Annotated in this window: 25 protein-coding genes and 1 pseudogene; 20 read left to right on the top strand and 6 right to left on the bottom strand. The window is 71.4% G+C overall.

Translation table 11 applies throughout. The annotated features are described in order from the left end of the window. Window positions 1–12: 12 nt before the first annotated feature. The 4 genes from ABZ374_RS37440 to ABZ374_RS37425 all read left to right on the top strand — a co-directional run bounded on the left by ABZ374_RS37440 (window position 13) and on the right by ABZ374_RS37425 (window position 3,757). Window positions 13–1,368, top strand: a complete 1,356-nt coding sequence (locus ABZ374_RS37440) for a hypothetical protein (protein ID WP_360320098.1) — start codon at window positions 13–15, stop codon at window positions 1,366–1,368. 50 nt (window positions 1,369–1,418) lie between these two features. Next, window positions 1,419–2,834 (top strand): hypothetical protein, encoded by a 1,416-nt coding sequence (locus tag ABZ374_RS37435; RefSeq protein WP_360320095.1) that lies wholly within the window; start codon window positions 1,419–1,421, stop codon window positions 2,832–2,834. Between the two features lie 447 nt (window positions 2,835–3,281). After that, a complete protein-coding gene (locus ABZ374_RS37430; RefSeq protein ID WP_360320092.1) occupies window positions 3,282–3,617 on the top strand; it encodes a hypothetical protein in 336 nt (111 codons plus the stop codon). Continuing rightward, on the top strand, window positions 3,614–3,757 hold the full coding sequence (locus tag ABZ374_RS37425) for a hypothetical protein (protein ID WP_360320089.1): 144 nt from the start codon (window positions 3,614–3,616) through the stop codon (window positions 3,755–3,757). Before ABZ374_RS37430 ends, ABZ374_RS37425 begins: the two co-directional genes overlap by 4 nt. A 177-nt stretch (window positions 3,758–3,934) precedes the next feature. Here the strand turns inward: ABZ374_RS37425 and ABZ374_RS37420 are convergent, their stop codons facing one another. The 4 genes and pseudogenes from ABZ374_RS37420 to ABZ374_RS37405 all read right to left on the bottom strand — a co-directional run bounded on the left by ABZ374_RS37420 (window position 3,935) and on the right by ABZ374_RS37405 (window position 7,083). Then, window positions 3,935–4,858 (bottom strand): hypothetical protein, encoded by a 924-nt coding sequence (locus ABZ374_RS37420; RefSeq protein ID WP_360320086.1) that lies wholly within the window; start codon window positions 4,856–4,858, stop codon window positions 3,935–3,937. Window positions 4,859–4,916: 58 nt separating this feature from the next. Next, window positions 4,917–5,815: pseudogene (locus ABZ374_RS37415) on the bottom strand (IS5 family transposase). A 332-nt stretch (window positions 5,816–6,147) separates the two neighbouring features. After that, the gene (locus ABZ374_RS37410; RefSeq protein WP_360320083.1) at window positions 6,148–6,780 is read right to left on the bottom strand and encodes an AAA family ATPase; all 633 of its coding nucleotides are present in this window, start codon (window positions 6,778–6,780) and stop codon (window positions 6,148–6,150) included. A gap of 93 nt (window positions 6,781–6,873) precedes the next feature. After that, complete coding sequence (locus ABZ374_RS37405) at window positions 6,874–7,083, bottom strand: hypothetical protein (protein ID WP_360320080.1); 210 nt, start codon at window positions 7,081–7,083, stop codon at window positions 6,874–6,876. A gap of 838 nt (window positions 7,084–7,921) precedes the next feature. On the opposite strand from ABZ374_RS37405, the gene ABZ374_RS37400 reads away from it, so the two are divergent. From ABZ374_RS37400 to ABZ374_RS37370, 7 genes are all read left to right on the top strand, one after another. After that, window positions 7,922–8,143 (top strand): hypothetical protein, encoded by a 222-nt coding sequence (locus ABZ374_RS37400; protein WP_360320077.1) that lies wholly within the window; start codon window positions 7,922–7,924, stop codon window positions 8,141–8,143. A gap of 129 nt (window positions 8,144–8,272) precedes the next feature. Further along, window positions 8,273–8,587, top strand: a complete 315-nt coding sequence (mihF, locus tag ABZ374_RS37395; protein ID WP_360320074.1) for an integration host factor, actinobacterial type — start codon at window positions 8,273–8,275, stop codon at window positions 8,585–8,587. Between the two features lie 861 nt (window positions 8,588–9,448). Next, a complete protein-coding gene (locus ABZ374_RS37390; protein ID WP_360320071.1) occupies window positions 9,449–10,363 on the top strand; it encodes a hypothetical protein in 915 nt (304 codons plus the stop codon). Window positions 10,364–10,456: 93 nt separating this feature from the next. Next, window positions 10,457–10,963: a hypothetical protein gene (locus ABZ374_RS37385; RefSeq protein ID WP_360320068.1), complete on the top strand. Its 507-nt coding sequence runs from the start codon at window positions 10,457–10,459 to the stop codon at window positions 10,961–10,963. A 5-nt stretch (window positions 10,964–10,968) separates the two neighbouring features. After that, complete coding sequence (locus ABZ374_RS37380; protein WP_360320065.1) at window positions 10,969–11,523, top strand: hypothetical protein; 555 nt, start codon at window positions 10,969–10,971, stop codon at window positions 11,521–11,523. Between the two features lie 317 nt (window positions 11,524–11,840). After that, entirely contained in the window at window positions 11,841–12,395 is a 555-nt protein-coding gene (locus ABZ374_RS37375; protein ID WP_360320062.1) for a DUF2716 domain-containing protein, read from the top strand. 292 nt (window positions 12,396–12,687) lie between these two features. Continuing rightward, complete coding sequence (locus ABZ374_RS37370; RefSeq protein ID WP_360320059.1) at window positions 12,688–13,230, top strand: hypothetical protein; 543 nt, start codon at window positions 12,688–12,690, stop codon at window positions 13,228–13,230. Window positions 13,231–13,592: 362 nt separating this feature from the next. Here the strand turns inward: ABZ374_RS37370 and ABZ374_RS37365 are convergent, their stop codons facing one another. Then, entirely contained in the window at window positions 13,593–13,775 is a 183-nt protein-coding gene (locus ABZ374_RS37365; protein ID WP_360320056.1) for a hypothetical protein, read from the bottom strand. Window positions 13,776–14,036: 261 nt separating this feature from the next. Here ABZ374_RS37365 and ABZ374_RS37360 point away from each other — a divergent pair, with 261 nt between their 5' ends. The 3 genes from ABZ374_RS37360 (at window position 14,037) to ABZ374_RS37350 (ending at window position 15,728) form a co-directional block, all read left to right on the top strand. Further along, window positions 14,037–14,333, top strand: a complete 297-nt coding sequence (locus ABZ374_RS37360; RefSeq protein ID WP_360320053.1) for a hypothetical protein — start codon at window positions 14,037–14,039, stop codon at window positions 14,331–14,333. 200 nt (window positions 14,334–14,533) lie between these two features. Beyond that, the gene (locus tag ABZ374_RS37355; RefSeq protein ID WP_360320050.1) at window positions 14,534–14,923 is read left to right on the top strand and encodes a hypothetical protein; all 390 of its coding nucleotides are present in this window, start codon (window positions 14,534–14,536) and stop codon (window positions 14,921–14,923) included. A 271-nt stretch (window positions 14,924–15,194) separates the two neighbouring features. Next, window positions 15,195–15,728: a hypothetical protein gene (locus tag ABZ374_RS37350; protein ID WP_360320047.1), complete on the top strand. Its 534-nt coding sequence runs from the start codon at window positions 15,195–15,197 to the stop codon at window positions 15,726–15,728. A 473-nt stretch (window positions 15,729–16,201) separates the two neighbouring features. Here ABZ374_RS37350 and ABZ374_RS37345 read toward each other — a convergent pair whose 3' ends face one another. Next, complete coding sequence (locus ABZ374_RS37345; protein WP_360320044.1) at window positions 16,202–16,810, bottom strand: DUF6461 domain-containing protein; 609 nt, start codon at window positions 16,808–16,810, stop codon at window positions 16,202–16,204. A gap of 195 nt (window positions 16,811–17,005) precedes the next feature. Here ABZ374_RS37345 and ABZ374_RS37340 point away from each other — a divergent pair, with 195 nt between their 5' ends. The 6 genes from ABZ374_RS37340 (at window position 17,006) to ABZ374_RS37315 (ending at window position 22,456) form a co-directional block, all read left to right on the top strand. After that, window positions 17,006–17,419, top strand: coding sequence for a hypothetical protein (locus ABZ374_RS37340; protein ID WP_360320041.1), 414 nt, complete (start codon window positions 17,006–17,008; stop codon window positions 17,417–17,419). Beyond that, window positions 17,395–17,559 (top strand): hypothetical protein, encoded by a 165-nt coding sequence (locus ABZ374_RS37335; RefSeq protein ID WP_360320038.1) that lies wholly within the window; start codon window positions 17,395–17,397, stop codon window positions 17,557–17,559. The genes ABZ374_RS37340 and ABZ374_RS37335 overlap by 25 nt, the downstream gene beginning before the upstream one ends. Then, complete coding sequence (locus ABZ374_RS37330; protein WP_360320035.1) at window positions 17,556–18,359, top strand: hypothetical protein; 804 nt, start codon at window positions 17,556–17,558, stop codon at window positions 18,357–18,359. Before ABZ374_RS37335 ends, ABZ374_RS37330 begins: the two co-directional genes overlap by 4 nt. 450 nt (window positions 18,360–18,809) lie before the next feature. Beyond that, window positions 18,810–20,057 carry a site-specific integrase gene (locus tag ABZ374_RS37325; protein WP_360320032.1) on the top strand — a complete coding sequence of 416 codons (1,248 nt, stop codon included), beginning with the start codon at window positions 18,810–18,812 and terminating at the stop codon, window positions 20,055–20,057. Continuing rightward, a complete protein-coding gene (locus ABZ374_RS37320) occupies window positions 20,057–20,935 on the top strand; it encodes a hypothetical protein (RefSeq protein WP_360320029.1) in 879 nt (292 codons plus the stop codon). The genes ABZ374_RS37325 and ABZ374_RS37320 overlap by 1 nt, the downstream gene beginning before the upstream one ends. Before the next feature lie 369 nt (window positions 20,936–21,304). Next, window positions 21,305–22,456, top strand: coding sequence for a site-specific integrase (locus ABZ374_RS37315; RefSeq protein ID WP_360320026.1), 1,152 nt, complete (start codon window positions 21,305–21,307; stop codon window positions 22,454–22,456). Window positions 22,457–22,494 lie beyond the last annotated feature (38 nt).

Below are 22,494 nucleotides of genomic sequence, written 5' to 3'. Positions count from 1 at the left end.
AAGGTGCCGCCCATGACCGCCACCCCCACCACGGCGCCGGCCGTGTCCACGGCGACGGAACCGCTCTTGGACCACATCGTCCGTGCCAACCCCGACCCACTGGAGGCGAACCTCTCGGGCCCCTCCGAACCGGCCAGGATGCGGGTGACCGTGTCCAACGGCGGCCACACCGCCGTGCGTTGCACCAGCCTCGCCGTCGAACTCCCCATCGGCACCCGACCCCGTGACCTGATCACCACCGCGGAGGGCATCGACGCGACGATCACCACCCCGGGATGGACCCCGGCCCCGCGCGACGTCGACGCGAACCGCATCCGTTTCGAATTCGTGCCCTCCCCCGAAGCCGAGACCATCACCGACGAACCGGTGGAGTTCACCCTCACCGGCATACCTGTCAACAACGCGGTCGGCGTGGCCTACCCGCGGATCGTGGAGACCTCCGCCAAGGGCCAGGACACCCCCGTCCCGCGCACGGCGTTCGCCCGGTTGCCGAAGTTCCCCGCCGGCACCACGACCACCTTCCCGGTCGGCACCAACCTGCGCGTCTACGCCGGCGAGGAGCCGATCGCCGGACGCGCGCCCGCGGTCAGCGTCCCGTGGGGAAGCAAGGTGACCGTCGCGTGGAACCCGGCACAGGGCGTCGTACGCCGACTGCACCACCGCGACAGGCCCGACGGCGAACTCATCCCCGCCGACGCCACGTCCACGGTGTGCGGACCCCTGGTGCGCGAGACCACGTTCACCGTGCAGACCGTCTCCCAGATCGGTGGCACCGTCAGTCGCTACGACTCGTTCACCGTCCACGTCGACGAACCCCAGTACCAGAAGGTCACCATCGCCGACGGGGTACTCGCCGGCCCCCTCCCGGACAGCGCCATCCGCATCGAATCCCCCACCTCGGTGGCCAAGACCCTCGCCGTCACGAAGGCGATCACGGCCAGGAACACCCTGACTGTCACCGGAACCGTGACCGCCCCCGCGATCAAGGCCGCGGGCACCCATTTCGCGGGAACCCTCGCGATCACCGGCGCCCTGACCGTGAACAACCTCACCGCGGCCCGGGTGACCACGACCGACGGCCTGACCGCGACCGGACGCGTCAACATCCTCAAAGCCGAGAAGCGGGAGTTGGCCGCCGCCGGCTCCTCCGAGACGTTCACCACCGACGGCCTCATCCTGGCCAACGCCCACCAGGGCAGCGACCTCACCCTGTGGGTACGCATCGGCGACGGCAGGGAGTTCCGTACGCACACCTCCGCCGGGCTCGGCACCCTGATCGCACCCATCCAGGCCAAGAACACCGCCACCTGGGGCTTCACCGGCACCAGCGGGACCCACACCTTCCACTGGTACGCCTTCGGCGTCTGACCCACCACCCCACACCACCGGACACCCTCGACGCGCGCAGGAGTCCCGCCATGACGACCACGCCGACCACCCCCATCACGCGCACCGAACTGCCGACCCTGCTCACCTACACGTGCGAGACCACCCCGCGAGAACTCGTCCCCAGCGACCCCTTCGGCGAACTCGCCCTGGCAAGGCTGACATTGCTCGTGTCCAACCCGCTGCCCGACCCCGTACGGTGCAGCCGGATCACGATCGTGCTGCCGGTCGGCACCATCGCCGCCGACCTCGCCGAAACCGGCGTCGGCATCGTCACCACCGCAACCCCGCACACCTGGTCGGTGATCGCGATCCAGGAAGACGTCCTCATCGCCGTACCCCAGTCCGGCACGGCCGAGTTCACCCGCTCCGACCACGACCGCGAGGACCAGACCAGGTCGAGCCTGGCGATCCGACTCGACGGCATCAAACTCAGCCGCAAGGCCGGAACCGCCCGTATCCACGTCATCGAGACCGGCAGCACCGACCCCGACGAGCCCGACACCGACCGCCACCTGGAGATCAAGCTCACCAAGTCCGAGCCACCCCGGCGCCGCCGAGACCTCCCCGCCGAGACCGCAACGACGACCACCTCCGACGACGACCCGACGAAGGAAACGACCGACACGGCCAACCTCGCCGCCCGCCTGACGACCGCGCCCGGCGCCCCACCCGCGACCCTGATCCCCAGGAAGACCCCGTTCTTCCTGACCTGGCAGGGACCGGCGGGAGACCACAAGATCCTGTACTCCAGGGCCTCCCCGGGCGGAGTCCCGATCACCTTCCCGCACCCCGTCCCCGCACTCGACCGCGACGAGACGTTCCTCGTCAAGACCACCGCGGGCGGCGTCGACCGCTACGACTCGGTCACCGTGACCGTCGACAAACCCCTCCTGCCGGGCCTGCGCGCCGACTCCCTGCTCGGCACCCCCGCATTGACCCTCACCGGACCCTCCGCCACCTTCGCGAACACACTGAACGTGACCCAAGCGGTGACGACCGAGCAGACCTGCACCGTCGCCGGGGCTGCGAGCGTCACCACCGCGATCACCACGTCCCAACTGACGACGACCGGAGCGATCATCGCCTCCGGCGCGAACCCGAAGATCACCGCCAAAACCCTGACGGTGACCGGCACCCTGCAAAGCGACGACACCCTGGACGCCACCAAGGGCCCGGTGTCCATCCTCGGTGAACCCCGCGTCGTCAACGAACCGGAAATATGGGCCGAATCGGCCCCCGCCGACGGCTTCCTCGTCGGATCCCGCAGCCGCGGCCAGGTCGAACTCCGAGACGGGACAAACGGCGAGGCCTACGACGCGACCACAGGAGACCAGCCCACCACGGCGGCACTCCCCGTCCACCGCGGCAACGAGTACTGGGGCCAGGCACCGGACCTCGGCGACAAGAAAGCCCACTTCGCGTTCTACCCGATCGGCAAACCCTGAGATGTGATCCAAGTTGCCGTCCTCCGTGACCCGCCCGGCCCAGTGTCCGAGTATGGCGGGCCGGAGAGGAGACGGCCGGAACGGCCGTGCGACGGGCGGGCATTGCGGACCGACCCGACTGCGGAAGCTGCGGAGAGCGGATCGGGGCGACGGCGACGGACGGGTTCGTGGCCGGTTGCTCTCGGAGGGCTTCGTCGGCGCGGTGGAAGCCGGCGACCGCGGTGACCGGCGTGAGCTTCGTGTCCAAGTAGCCGAGAATCAACGCTTCGGCCGCGGTCCAGACACACGCGAATGTGGCCTTGGTACGAGACCTTCGTCGGCCGAGCCGAAACGCACACGACAGCCGCCCGGGCCTCACACCCAGACCATTCCTTCCACCAGCGGGACGTCGGCGTCGCAGGGTGTGTGGGATCCTCAACACGCTGACTTGACGGGGAACTGCACTGGGTGGCCCACCGGGTGGGGCCGCTGTTCCCGGCGAACCAGGAGCAGGCATTCGACTGCCGGGACCGCCTGTTCGACCTCGCCGTCGCGGCGGACGCGCGCGGCCCGCGCACCCGTATCGACGCGGTCGCGTTCACCGCCGACCTGACCACGCGCTGCCGCACCCACACCCTGGATCCGCTCCCGGGCTACGTCCACGGCCCCGACGCCCGGGCGGTGGGCATCAGTCTGATCGCGCACCCCCACCCCGACGGCGTGTCGGGGTCGAAGCCGGCGACCTCGACGAACTCCACGCCGTCCTGGGCGTCGTGGCCCGTTACGGCGGCACCGTGCACGTGAGCACGACCGACCCGGTCCTGCCCGCGATGGCACCGGTCGCGGGATCGGTGTACGTCGTGCACTTCGACCTGCGCGCCGAACTCGTCGAGGACGACCGCGCCCGCGAGATCACCGCCCTCGACCGCCTCGTCGATCAATGAGGTAGGGACAACTGAACCCACCGCCCGGCTGGCCACCCCGCAAACAACGTTGCCGTACCGATGGCGTCGGGCTTTTGAACGGCCACGTATCCGTACCTCTTGTCTGGTTCAAGCTGACAGGAGGTCGTACAACTCACGCACCGCGGGCTCGGGGTGGTGTCGGGCGGGGACGGACCGCTACAGGTCGAGGGCGCGGTGGTGGACGAGCCCGGTGCGGTAGGCGGCAGGGAGGTCGGCCAGGACGGTGGTCGCGCGCCGGCAGGCCTGTTTGGTGTCGCCGTCGTGGTGGTCGCAGGCGGCCGCGTCGATGCTCAGCAGGGAGCGGGTCATGGTGCTGGTCGGCGCGGACAGCTCCAATCCCCGCTGTTGGCTTTCGCGGGCGCGGCGGGTTTCGCCGAGCGCGGTGAGCGCGTGGGACAGGTGCACGTGGTGTTTCTGTTCGCTGTGCGTCAGCCAGGTGTCCGCCCGTGCGCCGGCGTCGAGGCGTTCCATCAGGGCGTCGGCGTCCGCGACCGCGCGGCGGGCCTGTTCGCCTTGGTGGGCCAGGGCCAGGGCGTGGGCGCGGGCGGTGACGGCGGCGGCCAGGGTCGCCGCCGGGGTGGCTCGGTTCCCGGCGGCCCGTCGGGCCTGCTCGGCGAGGGCTGCCGCGGCTCGTGGGGCGCCGTAGTTGAGCGGGACCATCGCCTCGCGCGCGAGGGTCCACGCGAGGAGGTCGTCGTCGCGGGACTCTCGCGCGGCGGTGGCCGCGGTGGCGAACCAGGCGCGGGCGTCCGTGCGGGCGCCGAGGTCGTGCAGCACGATCGCGACCATCCCGGCCATCTGCCCGGCGGTGCGGCACACCCGGATCCGGGCAGCCGCGGGCTGAGGGGCGTCGATCAAGGGCCGGAGCCGGGCGAAGTCCTGGGCGAGGTCGGCGAGGACGCGGGTCGGGGTCTGGCCGCGGTAGCCATGGCCATACGTTTCGGCGGCCACCTCCAGATCGGACAGTTCGGCCGGCGCGGCGTCGGCGGCGAGGGCCGGGTCCAGCTCGGCCAGGATGCCGAGGGCGGTGGCGGTGAGGCCGGTGGCGAGCGCGCCGCGCAAGAGTCGGCGGCGGTTCACGGTGTCGTCTTCATCGTCGGACTCCGGTAGGGGCGTGGGCTAGGAGCTGTACGAAGGATCATGGTCTGAGCCAGATGCGAATGGCGGCGACCTGGACGGTTCCTCGGTGGACGTAGGCGCGCTTGTCGTACCGGGTTGCGACGGCTCGGAACTGTTTGAGGCGGTTGATCAGGCGTTCCGCCGTGTTGCGGGTCTTGTAGAGTTCCGCGTCGAATCCGGGTGGTCGACCGCCGGCCGGGCCCTTGGCCAGGCGGTTGTTCGCCTGATCCGCACGTTCGGGAATCGTGTGACGGATGGCGCGTCCGCGCAGATGGCCGCGAATCGCGCGGGAGGAATACGCGGCATCCGCGGTGACCGTGTCCGGCCTGGTCCGCGGTCGGCCGGGGCCGGGACGCGGAACGCGGATGCCGCGCATGACCTGTTCGAACCGCGGGGCATCGCCCGCCTGTCCGGCCGTGACGACCAGGCTCAGCGGTCGTGCCCGGCCGTCGGCGGCGAGATGGAGCTTGGTGGTGAGCCCGCCTCGGGATCGGCCGAGGGCCTCGTCCGGTTCGTCCCCGACGACCGCCCCTTTTGACCGTGCGGGCGCCGGGGACGGGTGTGTCGAGCGCCTGCCGCGTGTTGATGCGCGCGATCGATCGTGGAGTCCACGGCCACGTCCCACACGATCGCCGCGAGGACCGCGTCGGGAGTGGCGCGGTCCGCCTCACGTTGCAACGCGGTGAGGATCCGCTCCCACGTTCCGTCCGCCGATCGGCGACGATGCCGCTCGTAGACCGTGCTCCACGGACCGAACCGCTCGGGCGGATCCCGCCACGGCACACCCGTCCGCACCCGATACAGGATCCCGTTCAACACCACACGATGCGACGCCCACCGGCCGCCCCGCCCCGGATTCACCGGCAACAACGGCTCCGGCAAACCCCACTCGCGATCCGTCAGATCACCACGCCCCATGAACAGATCAACGACCCGATCAACGGATGGTCACAAGATCCTTCGTACAGCTCCCAGTGCTTCGAGCACGGGAGGTGGTTTTCGGACAGGGGGTGGCTGAGGGCGGAGGTGCGCGATGTACTGGCGGGAGGGGGTTATTCCGACCGTGCACTATCTATTCCCCTTCTTCTCGTCGCTTCTTCGGTGAGGAACCTGCGCGGTAACGCGTTCAGGCGCCGGGAGGCCGACCCCTCACTCGCTACTTGGACGCGCGTGGCCGTTGGAAAACCGCAGCCCGTAACGGTGAACCCCCACCGGCGTCCACCATGTCGAGCCCGTGGCAGCGGAGTTGGTCATCCGGTCGGCGGCTCATCGTGCCGGACCGACTTCAGCTGCTCGAAAGCGGTGGGGTTCGGACGTTGTGGCAGGAAGGCCCTGATCTGCCGAGCACAGTCGAGCGGGCTGGTGGTGCCGGTGTCGCACTCGATGTCGTAAAGGCCGTGGGCATGGACCTGGGCGATCTGGCGTGCGGCCAGACCTGGCGGGCGGTCACCGCGCTTCCGCTCACGCTGTTCCAGTTCCGGCAAGGGGCAGTGCACGCCGACCAGGACAACGTCTGCGGGGGTGAACAGGGCAAGACAGTCGAGCAAGCGCCATTGTTCGCTGAAGACGTGGTCCACCACGATGTTGTTGCCGGCGGCGGCCATCCCCGCGATTGCCCGGTGGAAGCCCATCCAGGTGTGCTTGAGCACGCTCTGGAGCTGGTCGGGGGCGAGGTCCCGTGGTGTTGCCCGCATGGCGTGGAAGGCGTCCACCGGCATGTAGAAGTACGTGTCGTCCAGGATCGGGAGGAGTTCCCTGGCGATGCTCGACTTCCCGGAACTCGATGTACCGTTCAAGAAAATGATCAATCCACCAGTCGTCTGTGACGCTTCCGCTGAGCTGGCAGTTTGGGTAAACGGGGTCGGAACTGCGGCTGTTGACATGTCTTCCTCCGCTTCGTGCGCTGCTGGTATCCGATCACGCTGCGCGTTCAGGCGTCGGTCGGCCTGGGTGCCCCTCGTGTCTGACGGCGATGGTCATGGGCGACCCTCGTTGTCCGAGGCCCGGGCGGCGAGGTACTCGGCCCAGTCTCGTCGGGCGTAGGCGACCCGGCGGAGTGCGGTGTGGCGGTGCATCCCGGTCACGTCGGCGAGGATCGGGCTTGGGAGATCGGCTGCGAGGGCGGCCGGCGCCGCGTTGCGCGCGGTGCGAACCGGGATGCCGTGCCGGTTGAGTTTCTGGGTCATGCCATGCGTCGAGATCGGCTTGCCAAAACCATGCCCGGGAAGAGCCACCTGGGGCCTGCGTGGACTCGCGAGAGCTGCGGTCGGAGCCGAGGCTGTTCGGTGAGACGTGGGGGCAGCAGGACAGGATGGCGGCCCAGGGACGAGGTGGGCGTGCTTGTCGCCGAATTTGAGGTGCTCGGGCGTCTCAGATGGCAGAGGCGTTCGGTGGACGGGCCGAACAGCAGGGTGATTGCGCCGGCGGCCCGGACGTCCGCAGGGAGATCATCGTCGGTCAGGCATCGCTGCAGGAGCGGCCATCGATCGTCCTCGTCGAGCAGGTTCTGGGGCTCCTGCCTCGGGATCGAGGGGACGGTGAGCTCGCGGGTGAGCGGCCCCTCCACCGACCTCCAACCCCCGGGCCGGCGTTCCGCGGACCTGAGCCGCTACGGGCACCGAAGCCGGGGGAGCGCCGGCTGAGCCCGTCGGGACGTCTCGCGCCGTCGGTCGGGACGCCGGCGTGTTCCGCCGTGCCGGGAGCGGCCGGCGCCCCGAGGGGAAGAGGCGGCCGGCCGGTTCGTCGGCGAGGGTGTTCGGGCCCACACACGAACGTGTCGCGACACCCGCCACGATGCCGGGGCGGGACGTCGACTCCGGGGACGCCACGCCACCGTGCGGACGGCATTCGCCCGATGGGCGCATCACCCCCGGGGACGCGGGCCGAAGGGTTTCGCCGTCCGGGGCGCCCCGTCGGTGGGCGGGGCCGGAGTCCGGGGCAGGCGACCGCGAACCCCTGAGTTCGGCGAACGCCGGTGTCGGAGGCCCTGGTTACGGTGTTGCCGTTCGCATCCACGGGAGGATCATGCGTCGGTACCGGAAGCACGTCGTGCTCTACGTGTTCGTCGTCGTGGCGGCGTGGTCGGCGACGCGTGTGCTCGACGAGGGGCTGTCCGCCGCCCCCGCGGAGCGGCCGGCGGTCGCGGACTCCCCGACGTCGCCGCCCCCGAACGCCTCCGACGTCGCGGCGATGTGCGCCCGGCCGGACGTGGTCTGTCTGGTGGCGACCGCCACGTCGGGGAAGTAGGACGGGGCCGACGCTCGCGCCGAGTCGCGTGCGTGGCCGCAAGGTTCGGCGCGGACGGCCGTGCCGGGCGTCGTCGGTGGCATCGACCATGATGGGCCCGTTCCGGATGGACGACGCGAGGAGTACCCGATGGCCGTGCCGACGATCAGTCCCGAGGAGCGCAGCGCCGCGCTCGCCAAGGCCGCCGCCGTCCGCAGGGAACGAGCCGCGGTGAAGGCGGCTCTCAAGAGCGGCCGGCTGTCACTGGGCGAGGTGTTGGCCACCGACACCCTCGCCATGGGCAAGATGCCGGTCCGGGCCCTGCTCGAATCCCTCCCGTCCATCGGGAAGGCACGCGCCGCCGAACTTCTCGTCGAGTTGGGGATCTCCGAGAACCGCCGAGTCCGCGGCCTGGGCGTCCAACAGCGCGAGCGGCTCCTGGAGCGCTTCGCGCCTCGGGCGTGACCAGCGGACGCGGGGTGCCAACGCCCCACTTCGACGGCTCCGACGAACCCCTCGACGTCGACACCGACGACCTGCCACGCGCCCGCAACAAACGCCGGGGGCGCCCCGGCCGTCCGCGAACGCGAACACACCGCCCGACGCGCCGGCCACCCCTCCCGGGCCGACGCCGTCGACGCCACCATCGCCCTGACCGTCGACCGGGCAGCGCGAGCACTCGGCGTCACCACCGACCGGATCCGGACCCGGCGACGCATCCTCGCCGGACGAGGCCGGCCACCCCTCGTGGGCCGAGCGATCAGGGCGACGGCCACGCTGCCCGCCGCCCGAGCGGCCCGGGAATCGGGCGGCTCGATCCGATCGGTCCGACTCCGGCGTGCCCGACTCGTCCCCGGGCCCGGTGCGAACGCGTCCGGGCCGGAAGAGCGGAGAGGGCCTTCGAGCGCTCCGCAGCCCGCGATACCCCGTCCCGCGTGCCGAGCCCGGCGATTTCGGTCGCCCGCGCGGTACGCCACGCCGGCCCCGCCGATGGGGAACCTGCGCGTGGCCGAGGCCGAGGCGTCGTGAGGAACACGCCGTGCGGGGTCGACGTTCCCCGAGGGTTCGCGCTCGTGATCCGATCCGCCCCACCGCTCCGCCCCTGTTGCCTGCGCGTCCGCGTGGTCGGGGGCGCGTGAGAGTGTGGATTCGTCGGTGACGGACGGGAGTTCGGGGGAACGGATGCACAGTCGGGCGGGACGAGTGGGTGCGGCGGTGATCGCTCTGGCGTCGGTCGGGGCCGCGGCGGGGTGTTCGTCGGGGGGTGGGTCGGGCAAGCCGGCCGTGCCCAGCGCGTCGGTCGTGGCGCCGGTACCCGATCCTGCGGTGATCTCCGAGGTCGAGGCACGGCAGGTCCTGGAGCGCTACGACGCCGAGAACAACACGGCGAACGCGGCGCTCGACGGCGACCGCCTCGCCGGGGTCGAGGGCGGCGAACTGCTGGAGGGGTCACTGGCGTCGTACCGCGCCGACCGGGCACGCCCGGACCGGGAACCGTACAAGCCGTTCACCCACCTGGCCCCGCAGTTCTGGATCCCCCGGGCGAGCGGCCATCCCCGCACGTTCGTCGCCGTCGCCGCCACCGGTGCCGACAGCGAGGACAAGGCCGTCGTCCACTTCGTCCAGGACACGCCCGGCGCGCCGTGGAAGGCCGTGTTCACCGCCCACGCCCGGGTGGGCGACCCACCGGCGACGGCGAGCGCGAGCCCCGAACGCCAGGCCCGCCCCACACTCGACGACGTCGCCCGCGACGCCTCCGGCTCCGCGCGCACCACGACCGCGGGCGACGCCGCGGCGGTGTGCGGGCGATACGCCGCGGTGATGTCGGTGCCCGCCGGCCCCGGCGCGGCCGAGGACCGTTTCACGCCGGGCAGTCACACCACCGACCTGCGCAAGCGGATCGAGGACGACGCCCACCGGGACGAGCGGATGTCGCAGACCACCACCGTCACCGCCCGCCCCGTCGTCCGGCAGACGTTCCGGACCGCCACCGGCGACCGCCTGGTCCCCTGCGTCCTGGACAAGACGATCGAGGCCAAGGCCCTGATACCCGAGGCACACCTGACCGCCACCGCCCGCACGACCATCGCGTTCCCGGGCCGGAGCGGGCCCTTCACCACCGTCAAGGAAACATTCCTCGCCTGCGTCCTGATCCGGGTCCCCGCCGCACCCGACGCGCCGGCCACCGTCCTCACCGGCGGACTGGCCCAATCACACCCCCTCGACGCCACCGGAACCTAGACACGAACCCGGACCGAGCCCGCGGGGCGGACCTGTTCGATCCATACCGGCCCGGGACGCTCGCGCCTCGGCCGAATCCGGAAGGACGACCTCGTGACGACGGACCCCGCCGGCTACGCCACCCCCTGGTATTTCGCCCCGGCCCCGGACCAACCGTGGGACCTCGCCGTCGAGCAGGTCATCGCCTCCCTCGAACAACGACCCGACGCCCGTTGGAGGGCCGGGGAGGGCTTTCGCGGAGAGCCTCTCCTCGAAGCGTGGTTCCCCATCGGGCCCTGGCTGTTCCAGGGCTCCTACACCCCGCGTCCGCCGTCGCTGGGCATCCGCATCTGCGACGCCCGCGCCGCCGCCGAGGCGTGGACCACCTGGTTCCTTCCACAACTCCCCGCACACGTCACGAGCGTCGTCTTCAACACCGAGGACGGAGTCGAGAACGGCTACGCCGACGTCGACTTCGTCCTGGCCTGCCGTGACGGCCGCGACGCCGTCGTCGACACGCTCACCGACCACCTCCGGCACGTGTGGCGCGCCGGCGGCACATCCCCGCCGCCCTGCGCCGACGGTCCGCGGCGTCGTGGCCATATCCGTGGGCACCTGTAGGCTCCGTGATCGTGTTCGAGGGGTGGTGGCATGTGTTGCCGGACGAAGAGCGGCGGGCGTGGGTGCTGGAGCCGTTCGTGGGTGTCGGGCCGCTGCGCTTCGGCATGGGCCCTGACGAGGTTGCGGACGCGATGAGCGAGGTCACCGCGGAAACCGAGCGGTACAGGCGTAGTTGTCCGCCGGGCGCGAGCGTCCACACGGTCGAGGAGGGGTGGTATCGGGAGTTCGGTCTGCGCCTGTACTACCGGGGCGAGCATCTCGCGGGCGTCGCGGTCGACGCCCTGTGCGGACCCCAAGTCCTCGCGGACGGCACGGCGCTGGTCGGCCGCGTGCCCTCCGTCCTCGAGCAATGGATGCTCGACCGCGCCGAGACCCGCCCGCCGTACACCGAACTCGCCTACATGAGCGCGGGCGTTCCCTCCTCCGAGTCGTTGGGCGTGACGATCAACGTGCAACGCGAGGGCGACCGCCTCCTCACCCGGCCGATCCTCTACCCCGTCGAGGCACTCGACGACCTTCCCCACTGGCTGCCGCCGGAGGCCTGGGCGATCCACGACTGAGCGCTGTGCGCTCCGCGCGCGAGAACCGGCGGACGGTCTTTACGCGCGGCACCGCCGTCCCGGCGGCCGTGGACACTCGTCCGCGGTACGCGGTGATGGTGTTTCCGCCCCACGGCGAACGCGCCCTTGCCGAGCCGCGATACTTCGAACCCGACCCGCAGCACCGGGGTGCCCGGCCCGCGAAGGGCCACGCCCGGACGTCGAGGTCCCGGGCTACCGGCGCCGGCCGATGGCGCCTGTGCCTCGTGTGACCCCGTCGGGGGATGACCGGCCTGGGCGCCGGGGGCGTGCGGGCCGCGTGACGATAGGTTCGCCGGGTGACGGTCGAACGCCTGCGCATCCTGTCCGGCCCCGAATACACCGATGTCTGGGACCGTTTCGACGCCCGCTTCGCCTTCAGACCCAGCGTGTGCGAGTTTCCCGGGATCACGGAGCCCTCGCCGTCGATCACGTGGAGCCTGGACGCGTTGCGCGACGATCCCGGCGATCGGAATCTCGACCGTCTGGTGGACGTCGTCCAGGACGGGCTCGTCGACCGTTGCGGGCCGGGGGAGTCGCTGTGGCTCCTGGACTGGCAGCACACCTGCCACAGGCTGCGTCCGGACGTCCCGGAGACCGACATGTTCCTGCCGCGCGTGCTCGAGGGGCGCTCGCGCGAGGGTTGGCCGTTCGGCCCATACCCCGACGGGGACTACCACGTCTTCCTCGCGGAGGACCTGCGATTCGGCACCTTCGGACACCCCTGGGAACACACCTTCTGCGTATTCGGCGCGGAACTCCTGGACGCGATCGAACAGGACATGCACCACATCCTGGGACGACCCCTGCGCCGGGACGGGGTCCCCGTCGATCGACCCGCCCCGCGGCGGTGACGCGTGCTCGTGCCGGGACCGGTGTCGCGGCACCCGGCGAAGTCGTCGGTGCGGATGCGGGCGGTGGTTTCCGTCCCGGGCGCCGACACCCGGTCCGACAGCGCCCGCCGTTCCCCGGAGGGAGTCCCCGGAGCGTGGATGGTCGTGGCCGCCGCGATGCGTTCGGTGGCCTCGGGCCGCCCCGAGCGGTTGCCGGGGCGCGGGGGTGGTCGTGGGGGTCCACCCGCGTCTCCACCCGTTGTTCCACCCGTGGGTCCAGGTGCGAGAAAGGCGGCGGCGACAGCCTGGGGACATGACACACGCCGACTGGATCACCGACATCGTCCTCGTCCTCGTCGTCTTCCGGCAGTTGCGGGAAGGGCGGCTGGACCGCAAGACCTTCCTCCTCCCGCTGGGCATCGTGGCGTTCGTGGGGTCCGAGTACCTCCACTCGATCCCCACCGCCGGCAACGACACGGTGCTGATCGGCACGCTGATGGCGCTCGGCGCGGCGCTCGGCGTCGCCGGCGGTGTCTTCACCCGGATCCGTTCCGCGGGCGGGCATCTGCTGATCAAGGCCGGTGCGGTCTCGGCGGTGTTGTGGGTGCTGGGCATGGGCGCTCGGATGGGCTTCCAGATCTGGGTCGACCACGGCGGCGCCGACCACGTCGCCCACTTCAGCCTCGCCCACGACATCACCACCGACCAGGCGTGGGTCTCGGCGTTCGTGCTGATGGCGCTCACCGAGGTCGTCACCCGGGTGGCCACGATCTTCGTCCGGAGCCGGCTGGTGGCCTCCGGCCGGCCGGTGACCGCGGCGGCGCGTCCGGCGTCGTCCCTCGAGCACGCGGCCTGACCGCGGGATGCGGCCGCGCCGTTCCCGTCGCCGAGGGTGTTCCCGTTCCCGGGCCGGCCCAGGGGGCGGGAGCCCGGCGCGCGGGGGACGGCCCGTCGCGATCCTCGGGTGCGGTACGCCGTGGGCCCGGGCATCGTCGTTCCAGGACTCCCCGGACCGCGCGCCGAGCCCGACGATCCCGGCCGCCCGCGCGGTGTGCCACGCCGGCCCCGCCGATGGGGAACCTGCGCGTTGCACGGGCCGAGGCGCCGTGAGGAACACCGCCGTGCGGGGATTGACGCCCCCGGTGCCTGACGCGATCTCGAGGCGTCGGTCGGGTCCCGTGTCGGGTGGCGTGCCCGGCAGTCGCGGAATTGCCGTGGTCATCGTGGCGTCGGGGAGTGCCATGCGAACCCGGGGGAGGGACCCCCGTAGTAGTAGATGTTGGATCGGTACACGGGCGTGGCGTTCGGGTCCGGGGCGTGGGGCCCGTCGTGGTCGGAGCAGCCTGCCAGGAGGAACGCGGCGGCTGCGACGGCCGGGGCGACCATGCGCAATCGAGTCATCCCGCGACGCTACCCGCCCGCGGGCGGCGTCCGCCGGGATATCGGCGCCCCCCGCGAGCCGACGCTGTGGGGTCTTCACCAGCCGGCCATGGACGTCGGCGCGATCGAGCTACGCGTGGTCCCCTCCCGACGGTGGCGCGACAGCCGGGACCGGAACCCGGCCGACGTCCCGGCCGGGTGGGGTCTGCGGCAACCCGTGCTCGACAGCGCCCGGCACGGCGCGTCGCGGACTCCCCGGACGGCTTCGCCGGCCTCGCGTTCATGTGCGAAGCGTGGTCGGTTCCGAACGCGGCGCTCGACGAGGCGATGGAGGAGTCACGGGCGGCCGCAGAGCGGCTGTTCCACGAGCGCGACGACCGGATCGAGCTGCGCCGGGTCGTGGCGGTCGACATCGACGGCAACGGGTACCGGGTCGCCCGCCTCCGTGGAGCCCGGCCCGTCCCCGAGGTCACCGACGCGCTCGAACCCCACCACCGGATCGCACTCTCCGGCGACCTGATCGGCCCCCTCCACCGCCTGGTCGACGCCGTCCCTCTCGGGACCGTCCACCTGGCCTGACCCACCCCGGCTCCCGAGCCCACCTCCGCCGGGTCCTGTCCGCCGTGGGTCCTGTGTTCGAGACGATGGAACCCGGTCGGGAACACACCTCGCCGGGCCCGCTTCGAACCCGTACGCGCCCGGCGGTTGAGTACGTGGACGCGTCCGGTTGAGTACGTCGTCCCTGTGAGTGCGCTCTCCCGCCCCGGCAGGGTGGGTGCATGACGACGAGGACGGCGGGGCGGCGCGATGCGGTGGGCGGGACCCGGGCGCCGGGGACGGGCGGCGGGGGTCGGGGCGTGCTGACGGCGTCGGCGCTGGTGGTGTTGTGGGTGGCGACCGGGCTGTTGATGCTGGTTCTGCCGCTGGGGGCGATGGGGAGCGATCCGTGTGGTTCGGCGGCGGACGGTCTGATCTGCACGACGCGAGGCCAGGCACTGTGCTGGCGGATCCCGTGGTTCGGCGGGCCGGTCCTGGCCGTCGCCGGGACGGCCGCGATCCTCGCCCGGGTGCGGGCCGTGCGCTACGGCGCGGTGCTGGCGTGGGCCGTCGGTCTGGTCGTGATGGCGGTCTGGGTCTGGGAGATCGCGAGCTCCTACCGTCCGCGGTAGCCGACGGTCGGCGCCGGGACGGGCGGACCACGGGCCGCCGACTCGGTGCGCACGCCCGGCAACGCGTCGCGGACCCCCTCCACCGATGGTCACGCCGATGTCCGGGGGGCGACAACGCGGCGTTCGTGCTCTGTTCCCGGCCAAGGCCCGCCGACGTCGCCGCGGTGGTCGCACGGTGGTTGCGAGGATCGACACGACCGGCGCCGAGCGCGCCGGTGCCGCCCGTACCCGACCCACGGGAGTCCGGATGCTGCCCGATCACCGTCCCCACATGACCGAGGCCCTGCTGCCGCACCTGCTCGGGCGGTTGAATCTGCCCGGCGACTTTCCCGCCGCCGATCTCGACGTCCGCGGCGTGTGCGACGTCGCCGCCCTCGCCGCGGCCCACTCCTCCTCCTACGCCGCCGGCGCGCATCTGTTGACCCTGTGGGCGGTGCTTCCCGAACCGGGCGGCCCCGACGACTTCTGGGTGCGGTTGTGGAAGGCGTCCGACGATCCCCATCTGTTGCCGGCCAACGTCAAGGGCTTGGTCCTGCGCGCGCTGTCCGGCGACGGCGCCGGGTTGGCCGGGCAGATCCTGTCCTTCCTGGCCGGGGTCGCCGGCGACCGCCGCAGCGCCACGGCGCGCGTCGTGGGGCGGGCTCTGGTCGAGGCCCTCGATCGCGGTGGCTCCGAGGCCGTGATCCTGGGCGAGGCGTGGTTGCGCGACGTCGAACTCACCGCCTGGCGCGTCCTGCTCTCCACCCGACCCGACGACGACCCGGCCGATCGCGAACGCTTCCGGCAGGCGTGGCGCGACGCCTGAACCCGCGCCCGCCGGCGCGCGAGCCCTGCACATCCCCGACGTCTCCGACGCGCGGGAGTACGGCCTCGACGCACCGCGTGCCGCCGCAATGCCGCGGAGCGCGCCCGGTGCGATGCCGAAGTCGCGGCCCGGGACGCGGTGTTCGTCGTGTGTCGGGCCGGGAGCTGCGGCGGTGATCCTCGACCGTCGCCGCGCGTCGGGGACGTTCGCACGACGGCGGCCGAGCCCGGCCCGTGGACGCCGAGGGAGCGACCGGAGCGACCCGTGTTCTGAATTCTTTTCGTGTTCGTCCGGTCGGGACGTCGGAGTGTTCCGCCGTGTCGGGGGCGGCCGACGCTCCGAGGGGAGGGGGCGGCCGGCCGGTTCGTCGATCCCGAAGCCCGGCTGTCCGGGTGGCGTCCTTCGTTTCCGTGTCCCGCCCACCGGCCCGAGGAGGGCACGCGGGTCTTGTTCCCGGGCCCGGGTGCCCGGGTTCAGTACATCGCGGCGAGGAGTTCGCCGTACTCGACGTCCTCGCGGGGCAGTGTGGTGCCGAACTCGGTGTGCAGCATGCGGTGGACGAATCGTTGTCGTTCGTCGATGCCGAGGTCGGGCTGGGTTCCGTCGGGCAGCAGCAGACCCCCGCGGGTCAGGTGCGGAACCAGCCGGTCCGGGTCGGGGCCCCGGCGGTCCCGGGGCCGGTCGAACCCGCACACTACGACCCCGGACTGCGCGTAATGGAACATCGTGAGCGCGTTGATGTTCCAGAAGGTGCACAGGGCCGTCGTGCCGGTCGATACGGCGGCGAGGATGTCGTGGTGGGTGCCGCGGCTGCCGGCATCCTCGACGGCGAACGCCCAACCGTCGGCCTCGCCGGCCCGGATCACCCCCTCCCTGTCCGCGACGGCCCGATGGCCGAACTCCTCGGCGACGTCCTCGATCCGGTGGTTCGCGTCGACCACGCCCTTGCGGGCGGTGTTCGCCGTGTCGCAGCCCATGCGCCGCAACAACTCCGTCGCCGACAACCCGCGCGCGAACGTCACGCAGTAGCCGAACTCGACGAAGTAGGAGTCCTGCAACCACTCGACGCTGTCGGTACTCACGGCTCGGCTCCTTCGCATGGTCGACCGTCGCGGGACTCGGGACGCTACCCGAGCGGCCCGACACGACCCCGTTCCCCTCCCGGGCCCGCCGGGGTCGTGATGTCGTCGAGAGCGGTCACCGACCCTCGACGGCCTGCACCCATCCGCTGGGTGGTGTCGGTCCGGTGTCGGGGGCGGGCGCTATGGTGCCCCGTCGTGGACGCCACCGATCTCGACTCCCGGGCCCGGACACAGTCCGGCTGCATTCCGCCGGAGCTGGCCTCGAGGCTGCTCGAACGCGGCCGTGCCGACGTGGTGGAGGCGCAGGCCGGACGCGGCCAGTGGTTCTGCGCGTTGGCGTGGGCGCGGGCACTGGCTGATCGGGGCCGGGAGGCCGACGCGTGGGAGGTCCTGGCCCCGTATGTGGCAACGGGCCGGTGGACGGCCGTCGTCGGCGCGGCCGGGGTGCTGGAGGGCTGGGGCCGCGTCGACGAGGCGATCGACATCACCCGAAAGCGCATGGAGGCCGGACACCCCAAGCCCTGGACGCCTACACGAGGCTGCTCGCCCGGCACGGCCGCGCCGGGGAGGCGTTCGACCTGCTCGTGCCGCATGTCGACGACCGGGTGATCGCCACCGCCCTGGTCGACGTCGCCTGCGTCGCGGGCCGCGACGAGGAGGCCGCCGCGTTGCTCGCCGGCCGGATTCGGGCCGACCACCGCTGCGACGGCCCGTGGTGCTGCTGCGGCCTCGACCCGACACGGCGTTGAGCCCGCTTGCGACGATCCGCGAACGCCAGGGCCGCATCGACGAGGCCGTCGCCCTGCTCCACCGCCGGCGGATCGTCTCGGTCAACGGCCGAGACCGGCTCGCCGACCTGTTGGCCCGGCACGGCCGGGTCGGGGAACTACGCGCCTACGCCGCGTCGGACGGGCATCAGGAGGCCGTGGGGCGGTTGGTGGAGGTGCTGGAGGAGGGCGGCGACGTGGACGGGGCGATCGCCGTGTACGGACCGACCGACGGTCCGGCGGCCCGGGATCCGAACGTGGCCTACGATCTCGCGCGGCTCCTGACCCGGCACGGACGGGGAGAGGAGGCGATCGCCGTGATGTGCGCCGGGGCCGACGCCCGCCCCGGCGACGACTGGATTCTCCACGCCTTGGCCGGGCTGTGCCTCGATCGGGGCCGCCCCGCCGACGGCCTGGCCCACCTCGATGCCCTCCACGCCCGACGCGGGGGTGAGGACGAGTGGAAGCTGTACCGGATCCGGTTGCCGCTGATGGTCGCCTGCGCCGGTATCGACGAGGCGGTCGCACACGCCCGCGCCCACCCCGAAGGCGACACCTGGTACGCGGCGGAGGACATCGCACGCCTGCTCGCCGGCGCCGGGCGCACCGAGGAGGCCGTCACCGTCCTCCAGGGGCACGACCCCGGGAACAGCCACGACCTCGCCTGTCACCTCGTTGACCTCGGCCGCGTCGAGGAGGCCCTGGCCGTTCTGTTGCCCACGAGCCCCCCGCCGGCGCTCGTGCCGACGACGCGCCTGTGGTGCGACGAGCCGCCACGCTGAAGCCCCGACCGAGCGCCGGCGATGACCACGGCCGTACACGAAACCCCCTGCGCAGTGCCGCACTGCCGACACCCGCGGCTCGCGATCGGATCGCCCCGGTCGACCTCGTCCCGCCGGGTCCCGGTGGCGAGGCGAGGTGGTCCTGGTGTGCAAGGGATCCGGCGATCGATCCCCTCACGGGCCTGTGCCACGGGTCGGACGTCGACGGCGGCCCTCACGCCGGCCGGAACCTGCCCGGCGCGGGCCGGTGTGTGGTGCGGCGTATGCCGGGGCCGTCGTCACGTTCCCGACGTTCCGGGACGAGGGCGGCCGAGATCGCCCGCCGGCTGCGCCGATCGGCCCCGCACGCGGCCGTTGTCGTTCTCCGAACATTTCGGCTGCGGTGATGCGTATCGGGCTGGATCTGCTGTCATCGCGTGTCGTCGAGTTCGTCGGCGCACGGAGGATGGGATGGCGGACGTGGGGATCCGGAATGTCGCAGCGTTGACGGTCGAACGGGTGGGCCGGGTCGCGGAAACGGGGGATCCGTTGCAGCCGTTCGCGCTTCTTGACGAGCACGGTGTCGAGGTCGCCGCAGTAGGCGAGTTCCTGCACCACATGCTGGCCGATGACGCTCGACCGGCGTCGCTCCGGTCGTACGCGTACGAGCTCCTGAGCTGGTTCCGGTTCCTTCGGGCAATCGACGTTGCGTGGGATGCCGCGGGCCGCGCCGAGGCCCGGGACTTCGCGCTCTGGCTCAAGACGGTACGGAAACCGTCGCGGCCCCGCCGATCGGATGCTCCCGCGCCAGGGTCCGTGAACCCGCTCACCGGGAAGGCGGCACCGGGCCAGTACTACGCCCCTCGCACCCGGCGTCACGCCCGGACGGTGATCCGCTCCTTCTACGAGTACCACCGCGACATGCACGGCCGTCCGCTTATCAACCCGTTCCCGGCCGCGGAGGGGGCCGAGGAGGGGAGGCTCAACGCGCACCACAGTCCGATGCAGGCATTTCGGCAGCCGATGCGAAGGGCCGCCTACCAGCCCAAAGAGCCCAGGCCTGCCCCGAGGGTCATCCCGGATCAGGCGTTCAACGAGCTGTTCGCCAGCCTCACATCGAACCGCGACCGAGCGCTCATCGCGTTCTACGTCTCCACGGGGGCCAGGGCGTCGGAACTCCTCGGCGTCGTGCAGGGGCTCGTCGCGCCGCAGGACCAGACGGTCGGAGTGCTCCGCAAGGGCAGCCGGACGCTCCAGCACCTTCCCGCCTCGGCGGACGCCTTCGTCTGGTTGCGCCTCTATCAGCAGGAGACCCACGGCCTGGTCCCGCGAGGAGCTTCTGAACCGCTGTGGTGGACCCTGCGTCGACCGTTCCGGCCGCTCACCTACGACGCGGCCAGGATGGTCTTCACTCGCGTCAACCAGTTCCTCGGAGCCAACTGGACGCTTCACGACCTGCGGCACAGCGCGGCCAAGCGGATGATCCGCGACCCGGACCTGACGCTCGCTGACGTCCAATGGGTGCTCGGCCACGCCCACATCACCACCACGGAGGTCTACACGAACCCCGCGCCCGATGAGGTGGTCCGCCACGTTCTCGCGCATCACGAGCGACAACGGCGCCGCGGGGAAGCCCTCCCAGCGCCGCCCGCGCCGGGCTATCGACCGGAGGCCTTGGCCGCGCTGTTCGGAACCCCGCAGATGTCTGGGGAGGCGTGATGGCCCGCAAGATCCGTGTCGAGCCTGCGGCGGGAATCGCACCCAGGGCCACGATGTCTGCCCGGGAGTGGCCTGCTCGCCCGCTGCCGGCGGGGTGGTGGCAGACACGCCAGGAACGCGAGGCCCTGGTCGGACGGCTGCTGACCACCTTCACGGACACCGCGACCGTCAAGCGGGACCTGACGCGGCGACGCGGATTGATCAAGCTGCTGGACTGGCTGGAGCGTCAACCCGGTGACACCTGGCAGGACCGCTGGCTGGCCAGCGGCGCGGACACCGCCGGCTTCGAGTGGACCGACAACGTTCTGGGCGACAATGCGCCACGGTACCGCCGCGACGAACTGACCGGCGGTCTCGTTCTGTTGATCGCAGGGCAGGTGATCCGGCCGTCCTATCGGTGGCTGTTGCGACAGCGGCTCGCGTTGATGCTGGCCGAAGCCCGTCGGGCGATCGACTGTGACGGGTTCGCCCGGATTGAGCAGCACGCGCAGGACGCGATCGGGTGGGCGCGGTCGGACGCGTTGAACAAGCTCACCTGGATCGTGATCAGTAAAGGAGGCATAGTCGCTGACATCACCGTCGGCGACTGCGTCGAGCTGACGGAAGCGCTGGAAGAACACCACTTCCGGGGAAGCGCCGGACGGCCGTTGTTCTACGCGCTGTTGAAGGAGACCGGGATCCTGCCCGCGGCCGCTCCGCCGCGCCTGCGGGCCTTGCGCATCGAAAGGCGCCCCAACGTCGAGCAGATCGTCGACAAGTACGAGATCGAGTACAGGCCCGTCCGGGACCTGATGGTCGAATACCTGACCGAGCGGGCACCCGAGCTCGACCACACCTCGCTCCGCTCGATCGCCCGCAACCTCTGTCGTCTGTTCTGACGCGACCTCGAACGCCACCATCCCGGCATCGACTCCCTGCACCTGGCACCGGAAGTCGCCAAGGCGTGGAAGGAACGGCTCGCCTATATCCGCGACGCGGACGGCAACGCGATCCGGCCCCGCATCAACTTCCGCAGCGAACTGGTCTTCGTCAAGGCCTTCTACGAGGACATCGCCCGTTGGGCGGCCGACGACCCCGCCCGCTGGGCGAGGTGGGCCGTTCCCTGCCCGATCAAGGCGAGTGAGTGCGCAACCAAGAAGGCCAGGTCCAGGGTCAAGTCCCGGATGGACCAACGGACCCGGGCCCAGCTCCCGCTGCTTCCGGCGTTGGTCCGCGCTGTTGAACAACAGCACAAGGAGGCGGAAGGCTTGATCGCCGCCGCCCGGGACACCAGCGAAGGAGAGATCTTCACAGTCGACGGGCGCGCCTTCCTCCGCTGTCGGCAAGGCCCGTCCGGACGCGTCTACGCGATCGAGCTTCCCGCCGGCAAGAAGCGCAACCTCACGCATGAGGAAGAGTCCGCGTTCTGGTCCTGGGCGACGGTCGAGGTCTTACGCGCAACCGGGATCCGCATCGAGGAAATGCTCGAACTCACCCATCACAGCTTCGTCGCCTACACGCTGCCCACCACCGGCGAAGTCGTCCCCATGTTGCAGATCGCCCCCTCGAAAACCGATGCCGAACGGCTCCTGCTCGTCTCACCCGAACTCGCCGAGGTCCTCACCGCGGTCATCTTCCGAGTCCGACGCGGCAACCCGGCTTTGCCCCTCGTGTCGGCCTACGACGTGTTCGAGCAGACCTGGAGCGCGCCGATGCCGTTCCTGTTCCAGCGACGCTACGGCTCCGAAGACCGGGCGCTGACCCGCAGCTATATCCGCGAATGCATGGTCGCCACCTCGGCCGCGGCACACATCACCATCGCCGGCGAGCCACTCGAATGGCGGCCGCACGACTTCCGCAGAATCTTCGTCACCGACGCACTGCGCTCCGGCCTCCCGCCCCATATCGCCGCCAAGGTCTGCGGGCATGCCCTGCTCGACACCACGATGGGCTACGCGGCCACCTATCCCGAGGACGTGATCACCCACCACCGCGCGTTCATCGCGCGCCGCCGGGCGGAGCGGCCCAGCGAGGAATACCGCGACCTCACCGCCGACGAGTGGGACGAATTCCTCTCCCACTTCGAACTCCGCAAGGTCGCCCTGGGAACCTGCGGCCGCGACTACTCGACCCCGTGCCAGCATGAAAACGCCTGTGTCAGATGCCCCCTACTTCGCGTGGACCCGGCCCAGATGCCGCGCCTCCAAGAGATTCATGCCAACCTCATCGACCGGCTCCAGGAGGCCAAGGACCAGGGCTGGCTTGGCGAGGTCGCCGCGATCGAGACCACCATGGCCGCCGCCGCACAGAAGCTGGCGGCGATGCGCGACCGGGCCGCCCAGCCGTCCATCGTCCACCTCGGTATGCCCAACTTCCGCACCAACGTCGGCCGACTCACCGTGAACCCGGACAATGGCTGACGGCCGTCCCGCGGGCATCTCGCACCTGCCTGGCGTAG

Source organism: Embleya sp. NPDC005971, from assembly GCF_040629175.1.
GTDB lineage: Bacteria > Actinomycetota > Actinomycetes > Streptomycetales > Streptomycetaceae > Embleya.
The sequence above is the reverse complement of the archived record's forward strand: the minus strand, read 5'-3'. Positions and strand labels throughout refer to the sequence as shown.

Coding starts and splice junctions, on each gene's coding strand:
- ABZ374_RS37325 (WP_360320032.1), top strand. CDS start 18,810: ATGGCGGACGTGGGGATCCGGAATGTCGCAGCGTTGACGGTCGAACGG.
- mihF (WP_360320074.1), top strand. CDS start 8,273: ATGGCCGTGCCGACGATCAGTCCCGAGGAGCGCAGCGCCGCGCTCGCC.
- ABZ374_RS37400 (WP_360320077.1), top strand. CDS start 7,922: ATGCGTCGGTACCGGAAGCACGTCGTGCTCTACGTGTTCGTCGTCGTG.
- ABZ374_RS37355 (WP_360320050.1), top strand. CDS start 14,534: ATGACGACGAGGACGGCGGGGCGGCGCGATGCGGTGGGCGGGACCCGG.
- ABZ374_RS37320 (WP_360320029.1), top strand. CDS start 20,057: ATGGCCCGCAAGATCCGTGTCGAGCCTGCGGCGGGAATCGCACCCAGG.
- ABZ374_RS37405 (WP_360320080.1), bottom strand. CDS start 7,083: ATGACCCAGAAACTCAACCGGCACGGCATCCCGGTTCGCACCGCGCGC.
- ABZ374_RS37350 (WP_360320047.1), top strand. CDS start 15,195: ATGACCGAGGCCCTGCTGCCGCACCTGCTCGGGCGGTTGAATCTGCCC.
- ABZ374_RS37365 (WP_360320056.1), bottom strand. CDS start 13,775: ATGACTCGATTGCGCATGGTCGCCCCGGCCGTCGCAGCCGCCGCGTTC.
- ABZ374_RS37435 (WP_360320095.1), top strand. CDS start 1,419: ATGACGACCACGCCGACCACCCCCATCACGCGCACCGAACTGCCGACC.
- ABZ374_RS37440 (WP_360320098.1), top strand. CDS start 13: ATGACCGCCACCCCCACCACGGCGCCGGCCGTGTCCACGGCGACGGAA.
- ABZ374_RS37410 (WP_360320083.1), bottom strand. CDS start 6,780: ATGTCAACAGCCGCAGTTCCGACCCCGTTTACCCAAACTGCCAGCTCA.
- ABZ374_RS37360 (WP_360320053.1), top strand. CDS start 14,037: ATGTGCGAAGCGTGGTCGGTTCCGAACGCGGCGCTCGACGAGGCGATG.
- ABZ374_RS37370 (WP_360320059.1), top strand. CDS start 12,688: ATGACACACGCCGACTGGATCACCGACATCGTCCTCGTCCTCGTCGTC.